15 protein-coding genes are annotated in these 18,936 nt (G+C 38.2%); 11 read left to right on the top strand and 4 right to left on the bottom strand.

Going from position 1 to position 18,936, the window contains the following annotated elements:
- Nucleotides 1–54 precede the first annotated feature (54 nt).
- From FHS10_RS01165 to galA, 3 genes are all read left to right on the top strand, one after another.
- Nucleotides 55–3,018, top strand: coding sequence for a glycosyl hydrolase (locus FHS10_RS01165; protein WP_259086836.1), 2,964 nt, complete (start codon nt 55–57; stop codon nt 3,016–3,018).
- A gap of 40 nt (nt 3,019–3,058) precedes the next feature.
- Nucleotides 3,059–4,483: an NAD-dependent epimerase/dehydratase family protein gene (locus tag FHS10_RS01160; protein ID WP_259086835.1), complete on the top strand. Its 1,425-nt coding sequence runs from the start codon at nt 3,059–3,061 to the stop codon at nt 4,481–4,483.
- Nucleotides 4,484–4,877: 394 nt separating this feature from the next.
- Nucleotides 4,878–7,682, top strand: a complete 2,805-nt coding sequence (galA, locus tag FHS10_RS01155) for a beta-galactosidase GalA (protein ID WP_259086834.1) — start codon at nt 4,878–4,880, stop codon at nt 7,680–7,682.
- Nucleotides 7,683–8,068: 386 nt separating this feature from the next.
- On the opposite strand, the gene FHS10_RS01150 is transcribed toward galA, so the two are convergent.
- The 4 genes from FHS10_RS01150 to FHS10_RS01135 are packed head-to-tail and all read right to left on the bottom strand — an operon-like array spanning nt 8,069 to nt 11,186.
- Nucleotides 8,069–8,896, bottom strand: coding sequence for a DUF4097 family beta strand repeat-containing protein (locus tag FHS10_RS01150; protein ID WP_259086832.1), 828 nt, complete (start codon nt 8,894–8,896; stop codon nt 8,069–8,071).
- A 48-nt stretch (nt 8,897–8,944) separates the two neighbouring features.
- Entirely contained in the window at nt 8,945–9,724 is a 780-nt protein-coding gene (locus FHS10_RS01145) for a DUF4097 family beta strand repeat-containing protein (protein WP_259086831.1), read from the bottom strand.
- A gap of 18 nt (nt 9,725–9,742) precedes the next feature.
- Nucleotides 9,743–10,630, bottom strand: a complete 888-nt coding sequence (locus FHS10_RS01140; RefSeq protein WP_259086829.1) for a hypothetical protein — start codon at nt 10,628–10,630, stop codon at nt 9,743–9,745.
- Between the two features lies 1 nt (nt 10,631).
- Complete coding sequence (locus FHS10_RS01135; protein ID WP_259086827.1) at nt 10,632–11,186, bottom strand: RNA polymerase sigma factor; 555 nt, start codon at nt 11,184–11,186, stop codon at nt 10,632–10,634.
- Between the two features lie 425 nt (nt 11,187–11,611).
- On the opposite strand from FHS10_RS01135, the gene FHS10_RS01130 reads away from it, so the two are divergent.
- From FHS10_RS01130 to FHS10_RS01095, 8 genes are all read left to right on the top strand, one after another.
- Nucleotides 11,612–11,881, top strand: a complete 270-nt coding sequence (locus FHS10_RS01130) for a hypothetical protein (protein ID WP_259086826.1) — start codon at nt 11,612–11,614, stop codon at nt 11,879–11,881.
- Nucleotides 11,882–11,900: 19 nt separating this feature from the next.
- Nucleotides 11,901–12,182 (top strand): hypothetical protein, encoded by a 282-nt coding sequence (locus FHS10_RS01125; RefSeq protein ID WP_259086824.1) that lies wholly within the window; start codon nt 11,901–11,903, stop codon nt 12,180–12,182.
- A gap of 60 nt (nt 12,183–12,242) precedes the next feature.
- Entirely contained in the window at nt 12,243–12,512 is a 270-nt protein-coding gene (locus FHS10_RS01120; protein WP_259086819.1) for a hypothetical protein, read from the top strand.
- Nucleotides 12,513–12,572: 60 nt separating this feature from the next.
- Complete coding sequence (locus FHS10_RS01115; protein WP_259086817.1) at nt 12,573–12,845, top strand: hypothetical protein; 273 nt, start codon at nt 12,573–12,575, stop codon at nt 12,843–12,845.
- A 140-nt stretch (nt 12,846–12,985) separates the two neighbouring features.
- The gene (locus FHS10_RS01110) at nt 12,986–13,483 is read left to right on the top strand and encodes a hypothetical protein (protein ID WP_259086816.1); all 498 of its coding nucleotides are present in this window, start codon (nt 12,986–12,988) and stop codon (nt 13,481–13,483) included.
- Complete coding sequence (locus tag FHS10_RS01105) at nt 13,480–15,801, top strand: outer membrane beta-barrel protein (RefSeq protein ID WP_259086814.1); 2,322 nt, start codon at nt 13,480–13,482, stop codon at nt 15,799–15,801. The genes FHS10_RS01110 and FHS10_RS01105 overlap by 4 nt, the downstream gene beginning before the upstream one ends.
- Before the next feature lie 29 nt (nt 15,802–15,830).
- Nucleotides 15,831–17,606: an O-antigen ligase family protein gene (locus FHS10_RS01100; protein WP_259086813.1), complete on the top strand. Its 1,776-nt coding sequence runs from the start codon at nt 15,831–15,833 to the stop codon at nt 17,604–17,606.
- Between the two features lie 6 nt (nt 17,607–17,612).
- Nucleotides 17,613–18,800 carry a DUF4221 family protein gene (locus FHS10_RS01095; RefSeq protein WP_259086812.1) on the top strand — a complete coding sequence of 396 codons (1,188 nt, stop codon included), beginning with the start codon at nt 17,613–17,615 and terminating at the stop codon, nt 18,798–18,800.
- Nucleotides 18,801–18,936 lie beyond the last annotated feature (136 nt).

Raw genomic sequence — 18,936 nt, 5'->3', positions numbered from 1 at the left:
GGAATGATACAGCTGTAATCAGCTGTATCATTTGCTTTTAAAATTACAGAACCCATGAAGATCAGAAAATATTTATTGGCACTGTCAGCTGGCATAACAGGAACGGCATGTATATGTGGATTTACTTTGTATACCCATCCTGCCCTGGTTAAAAATCAGAAAAAGGAATTTTTCAGTTATTATGACTTTAATCCGGCGACTTTCCGTAAAGCACCTCGTGCTTTTGGTCCGTTAACCAGGTGGTGGTGGCCGGGAAACGATGTGACTGATTCGGAACTGAAACGGGAGATCAATATGTTCGCTGAAAATGGTTTTGCGGGTGTCGAAGTGCAGCCATTGTTCGAAGGATTGAATGAAAAGGGAAATACAGATCGACTGCAAAAGCAGTTAAGCTGGGACACACCCTCTTTTTATGAACATATACGCGTTGTGATGCAGGCAGCCAGAAAAGCGGGGATGATTGTTGATATGAATGCGGGAAGCGGATGGCCAATTGGTGGTCCGCAAGTAACACCTGATTCCAGTATAATGACACTCACTTACGCGGACACGCTTGTGACCGGAGCACGACAAATTTCGATTCAAATTCCCCGTTTAAAACAGGCAGGCTTCACCATTAACTCCAAAAGTCCACTTCAATTTTATCAAACGGTTTCTGTCGACTACGCCAAATTACAGGGACTGGTTGTTGCTAAAGTGGTAAAACAGGAAAACGGGCAAACCTTCCTTGATCCTAATACTGTAAAAAACCTTACATCAAAAGTTACAAACAACCAGCTTTCCTGGCAGGTGCCTGAAGGAAACTGGAAGGTGATTTCTTTTTGGTCTATGCCTGATGGCGAACTCCCCAAAGCCATTGCTTCCCGTCCAATGGGTTTTGTGGCTGATTTTTTTAATGCTGAAAAGCTCCGTGTCCGTTACAATCACCTTTTCGGGCCAGCCAACGGTTTAGAAACTTACTATGGAAACCCTTTACGCGCCATATTTAACGACAGCTATGAATTTATGACCGACAGACATTACGCAGATAGTTTCCTAAGCTTTTTCAAACAGCAGCGGGGATATGACATGGTGCCGTTTTTTGCGCCCAACATCAGGAAGTTTTATAACAACGCCTATATTCTGCCATATACGGCCGACCTGCCCTTTCCATTTGTTTATGGCGATGACGACTGGCGGCTCCGATACGATTATGATCTAACAGTAAGTGAATTGCTTAAAACGCAGTTCATTCAATTCAGTAATCAATGGCTGCATCAAAAAGGGCTATTACATCGCACCCAGGCTTACGGTGCGCGGATGGATGTTATCGGAAACAGCGGGGAAGCAGATATTCCGGAAACCGAGCAATTAGCGGGAAACAATTCAGAAGGTTTTCTAAAACTTATTGCTTCCGGCGCCCATTTAAACAACAAACCCATTATCACGCAAGAGTCTTTTGTATTTAGGGGATTGGCCGAAATGACAACACTGCAGAAAATAAAACTGCTGGCCGATAAATCATTTGCTGCCGGGGTAAACCAAATTATTTATCATGGGAGCCCCTACAAATACCAAACCGGCGAATTTGGTAAAGAAGGCTGGAATACTTTCTCCAGTCCATTCAAGCCTGGCAATAACTTCTCTTCCAATTTCAATGAAAGTTCACCTTTTTGGAAAGACATTAAAACCATTAACAAGTATATTACCCGTTCGCAATATCTTTTACAAGCCGGAAGGCCACATGCCGATGTGCTGATCTATTTTCCGTTCATCGATTTTTATCCCGAACAAGTCAGCGCTAACCCAAAAGAGATTTTGGTAAGCGGTCGCTTCAAGGGCGTTGAGCCGGAAGGTTCACCAGGGTTTCCTTCTGCAAAAGAATCAGGAAAGATCGATCAAACAAAACAATGGTTTACTGATTTGTGGCCGCTTATCAACAAGCTGGAAGCAGCAGGCATTACCTGGGACTTTGTAAACGACGACGCCCTTCAGAAAGCTACTTTACAACAAGGTGAAATAGTCATCAATAACAACAAATATAGTTCACTGGTCTTAAGCAATTTGCCTTATATGCAGATGTTAACTGCTGAAAATGTGAACCGATTATCAAAAGGGAAAGCCCGCCTGTTAATTTTTGGAAACGCCCCCACAAAGCAACCGTCCTACTTAAACTTTAAGGAGAATGATGCAAAGACGGCACAGTTCATTCAAGTCGCGTTAAGTCAGCCCAATACAAAACAGATTAAGAATGAAGAAAGCCTGGATGGCTGGATCGCCCAATTGCCGGCTGTGCTAAGATTCAGTAAGCCTGCCGATTTTACCAGAGCGACAGAGCGCTTAATGAATGATGGCAGCCGCATTAAGTTTATTTGGAATGAAAGCGACCATTGGCAAACAATATCACTGATGGCCGGTGCAGGTTACGAAAAACCCTATTGGATAAATGCTGAAAACGGCACAATCACAAAAAATAACGGCAATTCCATCAGTTATCTTCTACCGCCATACGGTTCTATCTTCCTTTATACGACACAAAGTTCCATACCGGAAAACATGCTTTCATCTGAACCCCCATCATTTCAACATGCAACTGATTTATTGAAACTGGATACCTGGGATATTAAAATTGGGGATACCGTTTTATATCATTCGGGCCTGTTTGACTGGAAAAATAACCGGGCACTCCAATACCGGTCAGGTGCAGGCATTTATACTTCCACATTTAAACTGCCGCTAAAAACAGGAAAAAAATATGTCCTTGACCTGGGCGCAGTTTGTTTCACTGCAGAGATTATGATCAACGGAAAACCGGCAGGAAAACGTTTGTGGGCACCTTACCAGCTTGACATTACATCGTTCCTAAAAACCGGGAACAACAAAATAGAAGTGCGCATTACACCAACCAGCCGCAACGAATTTATCGGGGAAGCCATGAAAGGAAATTCAAAATATGCTCAGTATAAAGGGCAGGAGAAAACATTGATGCCTGCCGGATTGGTCGGGCCGGTGACCATAAAATTGCTGAATTCAAGATAACCGGAACTAACAATTAAAATAAGAGAGAGGAATCATCAACTTGAAAAATAAAAAAACGATCTTTTTAACCGGGGCATCCGGCAATATGGGGCTTGAAGTGTTCAAACAATTTCTTGACAGACAGGATAGATTTGACATAACAGCCCTGGTATTACCAACAAAGAAAGATAAAAAGATCATATCAGCTTTTGAACATCTGCCTGGCGTAAAAATCGTTTGGGGTGACCTTACCAATTATGCGGATGTTCTGACCTGCGTAATTGGTTCGGACTATGTATTGCACGTCGGCGGGATGGTTTCACCAATGGCAGATTACCATCCTGAATTGACCACCAAAGTCAACCTCGGTTCTATCAGAAATATCATTGCCGCCATTCGGGCGCAACCTGACCCCGATGCTGTGAAACTGATCTATATCGGTACAGTAGCGCAAACAGGCGACAGAAACCCTCCTATTCACTGGGGCCGGACGGGCGACCCGATAAAAATAAGCGTTTACGACAACTACGCTATTACCAAGACCATCGCCGAACGTGAAGTGATTGAGTCAGGGTTAAAATACTGGGTGTCATTGCGGCAGACCGGTATACTTTACCACGGTATATTCAATATGCTGGACCCAATCATGTTCCATGAACCGTTAAATGGCGTATTTGAATGGGTAACTGCAAAAGATTCGGGAAGGCTGCTGGCCAATGCATGTGAGGAAGATGTTCCGGAGGAGTTTTGGAGAAGAATTTATAATATCGGTGGCGGTGAGAAATACAGGACCACGAACCTTGAATTTATGGATATGACTTTTGAGGTTTTAGGTGTAACCGATATTCGAAAAGTTACAGAAGCAAATTGGTTCGCTACAAGGAATTTCCATGGGCAGTGGTATGAGGATTCGGACATACTTGAAAATTACCTGCACTACAGAAGCGGATCGGTAATTGATTTTTTGAACGAGTTTAAGTTGAATTTGCCCTTAAAATTGCGGTTAAGCAAATATATACCAGCTTCTTTTATTAAAAAATATGTGATGAAGCCTATCGCCTATTCAGAACACGGCACCATGTACTGGATAATAAACAACATAAAGGACAGGATATCGGCCTTTTTTGGATCTATGGAAAAATGGGAGAAAATCCCGGCCTGGGAAAATCTAAATCCCGAAAAGATAAACGGCCCAGCAATGCGTTTGAATCATGGCTATGATGAAAACAAACCCAGCTCGGATTGGAATATCAATGATATGACCGGCGCAGCTCATTTCAGAGGCGGCGAGTGTATTTCAACGACGATGAAGACAGGTGATCTTGCGACTAAATTAAAATGGCGCTGTGCCTTTAATCATGATTTCGAAGCAAGCCCGACTCTGGTTTTACTGGGTGGGCATTGGTGCCCGGATTGCTTGCCGGCGCCGTGGAATTATGAGGAGGAAGCCAAGCGAAACGCATTCTTCGCACAGGTTTGGAATTAGGCAAAGATTAGTACCAATTTGGGGGATACGGAGGGATTCTTAAAGCTATAACATTAACTATAATTTCTGTTATCAAGTCATCTGCTTACATAGGGATAACAAGCTTGAACCGCATTAAGAGGAACTCTGATATTATTTCTTCGAGATCTTATAATTTAAAAACGTATAAATTAATAATGCATAATCAAATAATAATAATCCTTAAAGAAAATTAACTATAGATTATCGCCAAGAATAAGCACTGATAATCAACTCAATATAATTCAAGATAGCATCCCTGTCAACTGTGTTTGATCAAACTGCTTCGAATTAGAATGTAATACACCCTTTTAAAAATTCCGTTATAATTCAATAATAGATGTTTAAGAAATCCCTTCTCCAGTATATACTAACCATGTTTGCTATTCTCTTTTTGTTAAAGCCATTCTCCATTAAGGCGCAGACGAGTAGCAATACTGCATTACCAAAAAAGTTTTCGCTCAATAAAGGTTGGAAATTCCACCTGGGCGATGTGGAGTTTCCTGTTGTAAGAGGCCATTATATGAGTTATGCAAATGCAAAAGCCGGCACCGCATGGGGCGCTGCGGCGCCGGACTATGATGATCATAACTGGCGAACACTAACACTACCGCACGATTGGGCATCGGAACAGCCTTTTGATTCTACTGCCAATCTATCCCAGGGTTACCGGAACAGAGGTTTTGGCTGGTACCGGCGACAATTCAAGCTTGATAGCACTGACCGCGGTAAGTACCTTGAATTACAATTTGAGGGTATTGCTACTTATGCCACTATTTGGGTGAACGGATTGTTAGTTCATAGAAACTGGTGCGGCTACACTTCATCTTACATAGATATTACGCCTTTTGCCAAATATGGTGATCAGGTTAATACCATTGCAATACGGGTAGATGCCAATGCGCAGGAAGGTTGGTGGTATGAGGGGGCAGGTATTTATCGAAATACATGGTTAATAAAACGTGAGTCGGTGCACATCATTACAGATGGGGTATATGCCAATCCAGTAAAAACCGGAGCCACGACCTGGACTATTCCAGGTGAGATAACTATTGAAAACTCAGGTAATGACACAAGACAGGTAGATTTAGAGATGAGTTTGTATACACCCGATCTCAAGCTGCTTACCACCGGACATTCGTCGATCGATATTAAGCCGCTGTGCAAAAAAGCTTCAAACATCACATTAAATTACTCCGATCCGCGGTTATGGTCTGTAAGTATACCGACACTTTATTACGTCAAGACAATAATCAAGATTGATAGCCAAATAGTAGACTCATTAATAACAAAATGTGGGTTCCGAACTATAAAGTTTGATGCGGATTCTGGCTTTTACCTTAACAATCAGCGGCTTAAATTGCAGGGCGTTTGCAACCACCAGGATCATGCTGGCGTCGGAGTAGCCGTTCCTGACAGCATCGTTGCCTTTAGATTACGAAAGCTGAAAGAAATGGGTGTAAATGCTTATCGTTGCGCTCATAATCCGCCTTCAGTCCAATTTCTGAATCTGTGCGACGAAATGGGTATTATGGTCATGGATGAGAACCGAAATTTCAATTCCTCCCCTGAATATGTGAGACAACTACAATGGATGGTAAGACGTGACCGCAATCATCCCTCGGTTATTTTATGGTCTGTATTTAATGAGGAGCCTATGCAAGGATCCGAGATCGGTTACCAGATGGTAAGACGGATGAGTCATACCGTAAAGGAACTGGATACGACACGACCGGTAACAGCAGCTATGAATGGCGGGCTTTTTGACCCGGTCAATGTATCGCAGGCAGTCGATGTGGTCGGCTTTAATTACCAAAGTTATGCCTATGATCGCTTTCATAAAGAAAATCCTACAACGGCCCTGACCAGTTCAGAAGATGTATCTGGCTTTATGACCCGTGGTGCATTTACAACGAACAAAGCAAAACATATTCTTGATAGCTATGATACCCAATATGCCATGTGGGGAACTTCACAGCGCAAAGGGTGGAAATTGATAGCGGAACGTCCGTTCATTGCCGGTAATTTTATATGGTCCGGTTTTGATTATCACGGCGAACCATCACCATTCGGCTGGCCTTCGGCAAGTTCATTCTTTGGTCTTATGGACCTTTGCGGATTTCCTAAAATGGCTTATTATCTACATCAGGCACAGTGGATCAAAGATAAACCTGTATTGCATCTCATTCCCCATTGGAACTGGCCCGCGGACAGCATTGGTAAAAAAATAAAAGTAATGGTATTAAGTAATGTTGAAAGTGTCAAGCTGTATCTGAACGGGCAATTACTCGGTGAGCAAAAAGTTGATCCGTATGAAATGAACACGTGGATGATTCCTTATCAACCCGGTACGCTAAAAGCGGTAGGGTTCGCAAAAAACAAACAAATAGCCACTGATCTGGTTGCGACTACGGGAGATGCTGTAAGTGTGAGAATCTCGACTGATCGGCTCTTTATTAACGGAGACGGCTTAGATGCTTTGCCTATAACAGTTGAAGCGCTGGATACCAAAGGACGACATGTGCCAAATGCAAGCGATCACATCAAATTCACACTTACAGGTCCTGCACGGATCATTGGATTGGGTAACGGAGACCCTAATTCTCATGAACCGGAAAAAGGTGATCAGCGGAGCCTTTTTAATGGATTGGCCCAGGTAATAATTCAGAGTAATGAGGTTAATAAGGATACCCAAGTAACACTTCATGCGATAGCCAAAGGCTTAAAGCCATTCGTATTGAAAATTCCGGTAAAAGCAGGCAGACCATTGTTGTATGCTCCCGTTATTTCATCTACTCTTTTAATTGACAAATGGCTTATGTCGCCAATGACCGATCAGAAACCAGACCCCGATCAGGTAATTGCCGAAAATGATATGAACAGCTGGCAACCCACTTCTACAGGTAAACTCACCACTTTAACTGCCCAATATGTGATATTCCGTAGCAGTCTTAGCAAACCTTTAGCAAATGTCGAAAAGGCGCATTTATTGTTAAAAAAAGCTGCAGGTAAGGCTAAAGTGTATATTGATGGCCATTTAGCCTATCAAAAAATCGATCAGGAGCCTGCCGACATCAGTATTGAGATTGAACAAGCCCAACTTGTCAAACAAATTTCGGTCTTGTTTGAAGGTAAAGCAGGAGACCGGATAGGTATAATGGGAACTGTTGAACTAAAATAAGTTTTAACATTAAATATTATATTTAATATATCATTGCACAATTTCATCAAACATTTGAAGGGGATGTAAGAATACGCAATCCGACATTTGTTTACTCGGAGAATATGAATGTTAACTGCTTTATGGTATAGTTGGATTATGAGGAGGAAGCAAAACGGAACCCACTCTTCGCCCTGGTTTGGAATTAAGCAAGTGTAACCGCGTGTTTTACGGAGATTGCTATCGTTATCCTACCCAAATTACAACAAAAGTCATTATCGATGCTCTAAGATGGGCACTATAAAGCTGGTAAAAGACACTTTACAGCGCATTGGGCTCAGAGACGTAAATAGAGATGAACGGGCAGATGCCGTTCCGGGTACGATGAGAGTCGCTTTCCGTTACATTTAATTTTCCTTTCGTAAATAAACATTACCGTTCTCATTGTGAATATAAATCGGAATACCTCCACCGTTAAGTCTCCCTGAAAAGGAGTCTTTCGTATTTGAATCCGTTTGCGAGTTAATTATGTTTAAATTGGAAAATAGTTTCCCCCTGACACAGGTGACGTTTACATTGACTTTTATATTTTCAGGAAATGAGAAATTCACATCGTGATAGTTGGATAAAATATAAAAAGGCAATTTCTTTTTTTGGGCATATATTTTTTGCCAGTTGATATGTGAGATAGATACTTTGCCCGGATCGGTAGTCATATCGGTTAAGTTTAAAACCAAAGGCCCTGTTATATTATTAATTTCAAAATTGGACGCTGAGCCCCTAATTTCCAGTTCCCCATCAAAGTTTTTAACGGACATTTTCGAATTTCCTAAAAAAGTATTTAGCGCTAATGCAAGGTGCGTATTTCGCGGCACCCTAATCAATAGATGTCGCTTTTCATTGGGGACATACCAGCATTTAATATCAATTGTCTGGCTGTTCTCCAGGATTTGGGGCGCGATAAGCTTTGATTGGGGCGATGGGATTGATGGCATGATTTCTTTCAGCCCCGTTGCGGCTGAATCAGTCGGCTCTGCTGGGGTATTTACCGGCCGTATAATCAACGCTTCTCCATCGTAGCCTTCTACGTCAAGAGATTGGGCATCCTGGATAGAAATTTTAACGAATTTGCTCTTCTTGTTCTTTAAAGAAATATCGATCCTGTCTGAAGATGATTGCCCCAGGCATATTTGAAAGCAAAAAAATGCAAATAAACTGATAATGGCGATTTTCATAGGTGCTTATTTCAAAAGGATGATCAAAACCTTGCTTGAATGACTTTATTAACGTTGTTGCCTTAAATAAATATTCCCAAAATCACTTGATAAGTATACCTCCGGCTTACCTTCGGTTTGTTTGGTATTTTTGGGGTCTAAATCGGAATAAACCTTGCCATTTGCAGCTTTGGACACAATGTTGAGTTCTTGATTTTTAGGAAAAGAAATGTCTACATCTGACTTATTGGAACTGATCATATAAGGATAGTCAAGCTGGGGTGGTGTCGGATGCAGGTTCCAGCTAACATTCGCTCCCCATAAGATATCATTCAATATGATCTTGCCGGAATCTGAATGAATTGAAAATGGCCCCGATACATGACTAACGCGAATCACTTTCATCAAAGCATGAATAATAAATTGGCTTTTAATATTTTGGACTGACAATTCAGAGTTAGGTAAAAAACTAGTTGCCTCAATTGTAAGCAAAAACAAATTATTAGGCACTTTTATATGCAGGTGTTTACAATTACCGGTAATTCTTATCCGGAGGTCATTATTGTTGCCATAAGACAGTTTATAATTTAAGCTGTCACCTGGCTGATTATTTAGTTTTATCGGGGTTAGCCCTTCGGCATGACCATCTTTTATGGAAATGTCTTTTACAGGTTCGACCAGCAGGTCATCTCCTGCATATTCTTCAAAATCGACAGATACATCCCCCGTAAAAACTACCAGGTTTTTCTGCTTATCAATATTTATTTTTAACTTTTTTGGCTGGTCCTGCCCATGCGCAATGCATATATTGAAACTCAATAATGCAAATAGTGTGATTATTTTTTTCATAGTTGTTTTGTTGATTATTTAGTTTAAAAAAGCCTCTATGCTGGTTTTAATTTTTTCCTGGGTTATGGTATTGACGCTTTTTTTATCCAGCATAGCAAGCATTGTTGGTATAGCCTGCTTTGATTTAGCCGCGATAAGCAGGTCGACTATCGATGTTTGAATGGCTTCATCATCCTGATGCCCCAAAGCAGCAATAAGAATTTGTTGAACTTCAGGCTGACTGACCATAGGCTTTAGGGTGTACAGTGCTGTTAAACGTATGCCTTCATTGGGATCCTCGTTAAGCACAAGTTCCAAAGCTCGTAGTTCACCCGTGTTCAGGTGCGTTTTCTCCTTAAGTTTCAGTATGGTCATTATGCGATCAGAAGCATACAGCGACCGTAATTGTTGAAACAACTTCGGGTGTCTGTTACTAAGCTTATTTTTTGAAATACGATGCGGTGCTGGCTTGGCCGAAGCTAAAGCTTCCTGCCTCCTTTTAGAATCTCCGTGAGGATTAAAGGATGAATCTGGTATCGGTTGCTTTATAAAAACCGTTTTGTATTTGTAGACGGGGTTGTTTGAAGCGGTATAACGCCCGACAGTAAACGCTGTTAAACACATAATAACAGTCGCGGCAATTTTCAACCATGATTTCAGATTATTGTGCAATAAAAGAGAATTTTTATGCTTTTGATTTACTTCAACATTTTGAAGCATATCATAAAAATCCGCGTCCATTGCCGGGCTGGGCTCTGATTTAGTCTTCACTTCATCAAGCGATAGCCATAGCGTAGCTAACTCAGCTGCTTTCTCTTTAAGCATCGAGTCCTGCTCAAATAGATTTTCAAGCATAGCTTTATCCGCAGATGATATTTCGCCATTGATATATTGTATAAGAAGATGTTCAATCTTTTCACTTTTCATACTAAGCTATGCTATTATATTTTTCCTTTAATTGACTGATTGCCCTGAATACCCTCGTTTTTATAACTCCAACTGAGCAATTGCTGATTTGAGCGATTTCTTCATACTTTAACTCCATAAATTTGCTCATTATGAGTACCTCACGATAAGGTTCAGGTAATAATTGTATTGCCTGTCTGATAGTTGAATATTCGTCGGGCTCAGCGGTATACATTTCATTAATTCTAAATCCATTTTGTATACTATTCATCTTAGCCTGATTTTTCAAATCCTGATAGAGCACATTTTGAGCTATTTTGTATATCCATATACCGAAATTGTTGCCTTCAATATATGATTTACGATACTTGATCATTCTATAAAATACCTGCTGAACACAATCTTCAGACGCTTCCTGGTCATTACAGTTTCTAAATAAATAGAAATGGTAAAGCTTCTTTTTGTATCGTTGGTATAAGATCGATGCTTTTTCCAAATCATCATTTTTAACAAGTACCATTAAAGACTCATCCGTCATTCTCAGCGATTTTATAAGTAATATCTCTAATTCTGCCAAAGGTTACAAAAGCAGCAAAAAATTTCTTTTCATTATTACAAGGAAAAATGCCCCCCTCAAAAAAACTATCACGAAAGAAGGAATCCCATGCTACCGTTACAGGCCTCTCTATTAATAATCAAAAAGAAATAACATCTTTTTAGTATTCATTGCACAATATGTTATTATTATGAAAAACAAGCTTATAATATTTATATTTTGGTCAGCTTCACCCCCCAAATTGACCTGCCTACCCCCTCTGGCTTCCTTAATTTTAATTGATTTTAGAGGTCGTATACAAACGATATAAACTGCTTATACTTTAATCTGCCTGTAGGCCATTAATAAGGAAATATATAGACATTGAAATATTTTAAGCATGATTTGCTTTGTTAATCGCAGAATACCTAATTACTATACTATTAAATATTTTAACCATACCATTTATGAAAATTCAACAACTATTTAAAACTGCCTTAGTAGCTACAGTCTTCGGAGTTTCCTATTTCGGCTTTACGATTACAAATCAAGTTCAAAAAGTTGCCGGTGAAAAAGTGAATGTTTCTTTAATCTCCTTAAGTTCTACCGCTCAAGCCTATTGTAATGAAGCTGGAAAGGGTGATCACAATAATGGCCTTTGCACCGGGCATTTTGAAGACCCTACTACAAGATGCCTTGAACCGCTTGATCCTAGCAAATCAGAATGTAAATTATAATCATTGAAAACTGTCTTATATGAAAGCAACAGCGTTATTCAGAACCGGTTTGATAGTAGCGGCATTTACTATCTCGTTTTTAGGAATTAATTATTCCAGCAAGGAAATGAAATTGGCAGGTAAAAAAATCACGATCAGTACAATTTCTCTTGGGAATCAGGCCCAGGCGTATTGCAATGAAGCGATGTACCCTGGCGAGGTCAACAATGGCAAGTGTTCAGGACAATCGTTTGAGGCTGAATCGCGATGCTTTATTGCAACCAGCGGTGAAAATTGCACAGGTGCTCATGTCAAGCCATAGCAACTGTTATCCTTGCCAACGAAGTGTACTCATTTAATTTTCTATTAAACATTAAAAGTTATGAAACTAAAGAAAAATCTAAAATTGTTATTGGTTGCGTTAGTTTTCACCGTTTCTTATTTAGGCGTAACAGTCGTTAATAAAACCCAAAAAGTTGCAAATGAAAGAATATCAGTATCCTTATTAACGGTAGGAAATCAAGCCCAGGCCTATTGTAACGAAGCACGGTATAAAAATGAATCAAACAATGGCAAATGTAGTGGCACTGCATCCTTCCCAGAATCCAGATGCACCGCTTCAGCGTCAGGAACGGCTTGTATCATTGAATAATAAATGATAAGATCATCACAACCTTAATAAACATTTGTTTGGACAAACTTTCTATCTATCATGAAAAAAATGAAAATCTTTAAAGCAATGGCTATTGCCAGCATATTTAGCATGTCTTACCTGGGTTTTTCTTACACCAGTAATACCCATAAGGTAGCCGGGGTTAAAATAACAGTTTCAAAGCTGATGCTCGGCACCACTTCAACTGCATACTGCAACGAAGCGATGTTTGCAGGTGAATTTAATGCAGGCGTCTGCACAGCAGCTATGGACAGACCTAATGCGGAGTGTTTAAATGTAGTCAGTAATACACATAATTGCGTGCTACATTAACAAACTGATTATTAAGATAATTAATGGCGGGTAATGGCGGAAGCTGAAACTTGCCATTAATTGTCATATAGCTTCTTTTATTGGAATTAACCAATATGATATCCCCCATTTTTTGAATAATGGGATAGTGTCAACTTTTTATGAAAAACCTGAACTCTCTATTTATTGCAATCACTTTTTTGTCCATTATTACCTTGGGGTGCAGTAATAAAAATTCCGTTTATAACACTTTAGACAAACAATTTAAAAATAGTTTGGAGAGTGTCACAAAGTCAAAACAACTACAAGCCACTTTATACATGGTTATACCAAGAGCCGGTTGTGGTGGATGTATTTCCACGGCAGAGGTTTATATGATCCAATGTCTCCAACAGCCTAAGAAGTATAATTTTATAAGATTTATTCTTACAAACTTCGATTCTGAAAAACTTTTAAGAGCCCGATATGGAGAATATTACAAGAGCAATATGTTAATCATTGATAAAAACAGTGTTTTTGCGGGCAACAATAGCCTTAAATCAATTTACCCAACGATATATTTTTTTAATACTGAACAAAAGCTCTATAAAGTTAGTCAATGCTCTCCATCTGAAAATGGCATAGGAGATATTATGGAGTATGAGCAAAGGAAGAAATGAAAAACTGGAGTTTCACATTTCTCATCGTTTTGTTCTTTTGCCTGAATGGCTATTCACAAGAAATTACCGTGCTGGAATCAATAGCGCATTCACCGGTAGCTGGTGCTACCATCGTTGTTATCAATAATAAATCCAATCGTATTTTACAACAAGGTTCAACAAATACTAAGGGGAAATTTTCAATTCAAACACCTAAAGACACTGGCAATTTTGTATCCGTATCTGCTATTGGGTTTATTAAGCAAATTTTTCCGTTAAACTCACTTGGTAACCCAATTTTATTAAAGCAGGCTGTTCAACAATTGAAAACCGTTACGATTAAATCAAATTATAGCCCGTTTAAAATTATTGGCAATAAAATGGAGTATGACATTTCACAGATACCTAATGCAGACTATCTGAACACGGTTGAAATTCTTGACCATTTACCCTTTTTACAGGTTGATGATAACCAGCTTAAGATGATGAATGAGCCTATATCAATACTCATCGATGGGCGGACTAATGCTATATATAGCACACTTAATGGTTTGAAAACCCTCCCTCCGCAGGCGATAGCCAAAGTAGAATTAACACTTGTACCAACAGCGAGGGGTAACGGGGGAAAAATATTAAATATCATATTGAAAAGGGATTATTTTCTTGGGTTTAACGGAAGTGTAGAAGCAAACGCGAGTGCCTTGAGTGCATCATCCAGAGCAAGTATGACCTATTGGCATAAAAAATATGGATTTGATGCTTCCATAAACTATAATCAGAGCATTGGTAAGAATACAAGTACTGCATCAATAAATAATTTGCAGGATAGCAGCGAACTGCAATCAAAGTCCAAATCAGAGTCAACGAAATATAACGGCGATATCTACTTATCTGCATTCTATAACTTAAATAACCTAAACAGTTTTGATTTGCAATTAAGCTTGTCCCCCTCAAAGATCAATACAGATCAAATAGCTTCTAATCTGGTTAGGGTTAAAGACACCTATCTTTCAGGTAAGAGTAGTTTTAGTCAAGACAATTCAAATTACGCAGTAAATGTAAGTTTGAACTACACTAAAAAGTCAGTCAAAGACGGAAATGTGTTTTATTTATTAACAAATTTCGTCCACTCCAATCCCAAGCAATCCTATTTTCTAACTACCCAAGGTGACATTATTGGTTTAAGTAATCAGCATTATGCCAATTCTGGTCAGATTAGTGAAGAAACCGTTGAAGCTATTCTTCAGCAAAATGCAGATAAAAAATTCAAATATACGCTTGGCAGTAAATTAATAGCACGGAACAACAGTAATGAAATCACCTTAAAAACAGACAGCACTAACACTTTTACTCCCTTTAAGATGACCCAGATCGTCAATACGACGTATGTCGATGCGGATTTGATAATTAAGACATTTGTTATTCATACTGCCATAAAGCTAGACTACAATCACAACAATTTCATCTTGCCTAACGCGATAATTCAGGATTTTTTAAGCTTCATACCCAATATCTCCTTAACCTATAATTTAAATCGAAGCAATGTATTTCTTCTTACTTACGGCAGAACATTGACGAGGCCAGGGTTATATCAATACACCCCGGTTGGCGCAGCTACCGATTCATATGAAGTTGTTTCAGGAAATCAAAATCTTAAAAACGAATTAACCAATAATTGGGGACTCGCCTATTATGGCAACTATCATTTCGCAAGGATTGGTATCAACTTTCGATATGTGGATATAACAGGATTACTGCGTGAAATATCTTCAGTAGATTCAAATAACGTAGTCCAATCCACGCCAATTAATGTGGACACTTATCATGGATACACATTGGGTATAAGTGCTGATTTTCAACTTTTTAAAAAAATCAGGGTTTCGCATAACAGTAGTCTAAGCTATTTATACGAAAAAACAGGTTTAAATTCAATAAATCAATGGAGCGGATATCTATCCGAAAGACTTTATTATCAAATAAATAAAAAAAGCATGGTGGGTATTAACTTAACTAAATATTCTCCCAATTTGCTACCACAGGGAAAAGAACAAAGTTTAGGTTACATCAAGGCGGATATTAATTATGGTTATTATTTTGACATCAGTAAAAGATTACCAGCCTCCCTCAGCCTTACCTTAACTAACCCCAATTTGATAAATGGTTATAGATCTTATTATATAATCAACAGTCCCGAATTAATTTACAGGAAAGACGGTTTAAGGACAAACAGCATCGCAATAATCAATTTCAGGATTTCTCTAAAAGGCAGGAACAATGGAAATCGAACCTTTAACAAGGAAAAAAGTATTCAGAATTCAGATTTACACACAGCTAATTAACATATAATATTTATTAAGCTTTTAAATTGATGAGCAAATTTTGGACGACAATTTGTGTTTTAGGGTTTGGCGTTGTTTTTTGTACGGTGTTTTTCAATAATTATGTTGTTGGTTACAACGAGCTGGATGATAAAGTTATTTACTTTAATTTATCCAGTAGTATCCTATGCATAGTCCTTTTTATCAGATTATTATTGAACAAACAAATAATTTTGAACCTTATTGATATCCTTGTTCTTGTTTTCGTTGGCTACCTATCCATCAATGAATTGTGGCACAGTCGATTATACAATAATTATCAAACCTCAATTATCCTCTCGGCTTTACTTTATCTGGTTGCCAGGCAATTAATTATTTGTCAGCAAAATAAGGCAGGTATACTTTTTTCCCTGTCGCTTATGCTGCTATTGACATCAATTGTAGAAATCATAGTGGTATTCATTCAATTTTATGATATGATGTTCAATAAAAGTATTCAAACATTAACAGGATCATTTAATAATCCAGGTGTATTGTCTATTTATTTGGGCAGTTGTTTCGTCTATTTCTTCCATTGGTATTGTTCTTATAAAACCGAAACATTGTGGGATAAGATAATCAGAAACCTAATAATATTTTATCTGCTTTTGGTGGTCGTTTTATTGCCCTCTACCCAATCCAGGACTTCTCTTATTGCAATCGCGTTCGTTAGCTTATTAATCATTGAGGATAAGTACCATTTCGTAAAAACAATTTTTAAATATAAGAAGCTCATTCCAATTGTTCTCGCTTTTATATTAATTCCGGTGCTGTTGCTATTTTCATACAGATATAAAAAAAACTCGGCAGATGGCCGGATGGTTATCTGGAAATCAACGTTACTGGTTGTAAAATCTAATTTATTATCGGGTGTTGGTTTTAATAAGTTTCAAAATAAATTCCCAGATTATCAAGCAAAATACTTCAAATCAAATCCACTTGATGCGGAGAGGTTTTCAGATAAAAATGATTACGTTTTAAATGACTATTTGCAAATTACAGCTGAGGGTGGATTAATTGGATTAGCATTATTTTCGGCACTCTTATTTGTTATCATTAAATCCTACACTACTCACACTGAAAAAAACGCTTATATAAAAGCGTCATTTTTCAGCATACTATTTATTTTATTTACCGCGTGTTCTTCTTACCCTTTTGAGATCGTTTCGATCTGGAACTTATTTATGTTTTTCATTTTGATTCTCTCTGTTCACAGTCAACAAAAAGTTTGCCTGAAAGTAAATAGTGTGTCGAGCGCTTTTTTGGGGTTAGTAGGGATCATTATCTGCGTTTACTCCATTTTAATGCAACGAAATATCATGAACGCCAAGAATTCAATAATGTCTGCAAGAGATTCTTTCGCAAACGAAGACTATGATGATGCTATTTATAATTATAAGAAGGCTCAACAATATGCTCCTTACGAAAAAGTCATATTATTGGAACTTGGTAAAAGCTATCTTTTAAAAGGTAATTACAATGAAAGTATCCAGATACTAACGCAAGCTCAACAATATATATCCGATCCTTTTTTGTCAAGTAATTTAGGCGAAGCCTACGCTAATTTAGATAACTACAGTGAGGGCGAAAAGGCATTTAAGAACTCAATCGATTTGATGCCTAACAGGATGTATCCCAAATATCTATTGTTCAAAATGTACCTCAAAAGCCAACAAGCTATTAAAAGTAAGCTACTGGCCAGAGAAATATTGACTATGCCGATCAAAATAGAGTCGGCTGCAACAATAGAAATGAAAACAGAAGTATATAGTTACCTAAAAAGATAAATTAAAATGAAGATTTTCTTTCACTATCTGACGCCTGTATTTTTTATAGCGATATTTATATCATGTAAAAACCATAGCAGCAAAAATCCCTATGTTTTTATAAACCGGCATTGGGCTCAAAAAATTTCCTTTATAAAAAAAGATTCAATAAAATTCGAACTGGATTCGGTAACTTCTCCAGTAGTCTTTTCCATGCAGGAAGTTCAGCAAGGAGATCAAAGATTTTTTGCCTATCTGAATGATGAAACAGGGTCTATATATCTGAATGATTTTCAAACAAAAAAAATCATAAAAAAGATTCAAATACAGGGTGCAGATTTAAAAAAGTATAAAAAGGCTTTTCAAGGGTTGTATTACCATAACAAGGATACCATATTTTTATTCTCATACACGCCCAAAGTTACTATGATCAATGATCGAGGTAAGATTCTTCGGATATATAGTTTACCCAAAGAAAAAGGCGAAGGAAATAAACTGTTCTTTAGAGGGTTTTATGTTTCCACGAGCATCCAGCCTTATCTATTCGAAAACCGGCTATTTATTAACTCAATCGTTGTTGGCGATGTAAAATCCGGAGAATCCAGAAAGGTTCAGATGATTTTAGATTTGAAGACAGGAAGAGATAGCATTGGCAAAGTTTGTTTTCCGGATGCGTACCAGAACAAAAATTACGGCGGATTACATTATGATATTTATTCCGTTTGCTATAATCCTAAATTTAATATTGCAGTGTATAGTTTCCCTGCGCACAAAAAAGTAATCTTAAGCAACTTGTTCAAAAATAATATTGTCAATGTCTTAGCGGAAAGTCAGTTTATCAATGATTTTACTTTATATGATGAAGACCAATATAAAGATGCGGTTTCAGAGCCAGTTGGTGAATATTTCATGACAACGCCGACATATGGCTCAATATTTTATGATAAATATAGAGACGTGTATTATAGACTGGCGCTATTGCCGGTTAAAGAACGAAATGTCAATTACGAACAAAAAAATCCGCCAACTAAAAATATTTCATTGATCGTATTTGATAAGGATTTTAAATACTTAGGAGAAAAGCTATTGGAAAAAAACAGGTATTGGTCTTCTAATGCATTTGTATCAAAGGAGGGTTTAAATATTCAGAATAGAACTAATAGTGATTCTACATTGAATTTTACAACTTTTGGCTTCCAACAAATCCCTAAATAAACCTCGTTAAATAATTAGACGAGCCCTCATGATTAAATATACCTATGTACAAATTAAAAAGATCATCTCCGCAATTTTCAAGGCCGTGTATAGAAAACGATTCGTTAGCTCTGAACGTCTCTACACTATAAATTAA

The sequence above is a fragment of the Mucilaginibacter dorajii genome, assembly GCF_024808255.1.
GTDB classification, from domain to species: Bacteria; Bacteroidota; Bacteroidia; order Sphingobacteriales; family Sphingobacteriaceae; genus Mucilaginibacter; species Mucilaginibacter dorajii.
Note: the sequence above shows the minus strand (reverse complement) of the source record. Positions and strands in the feature narration are given on the sequence as shown.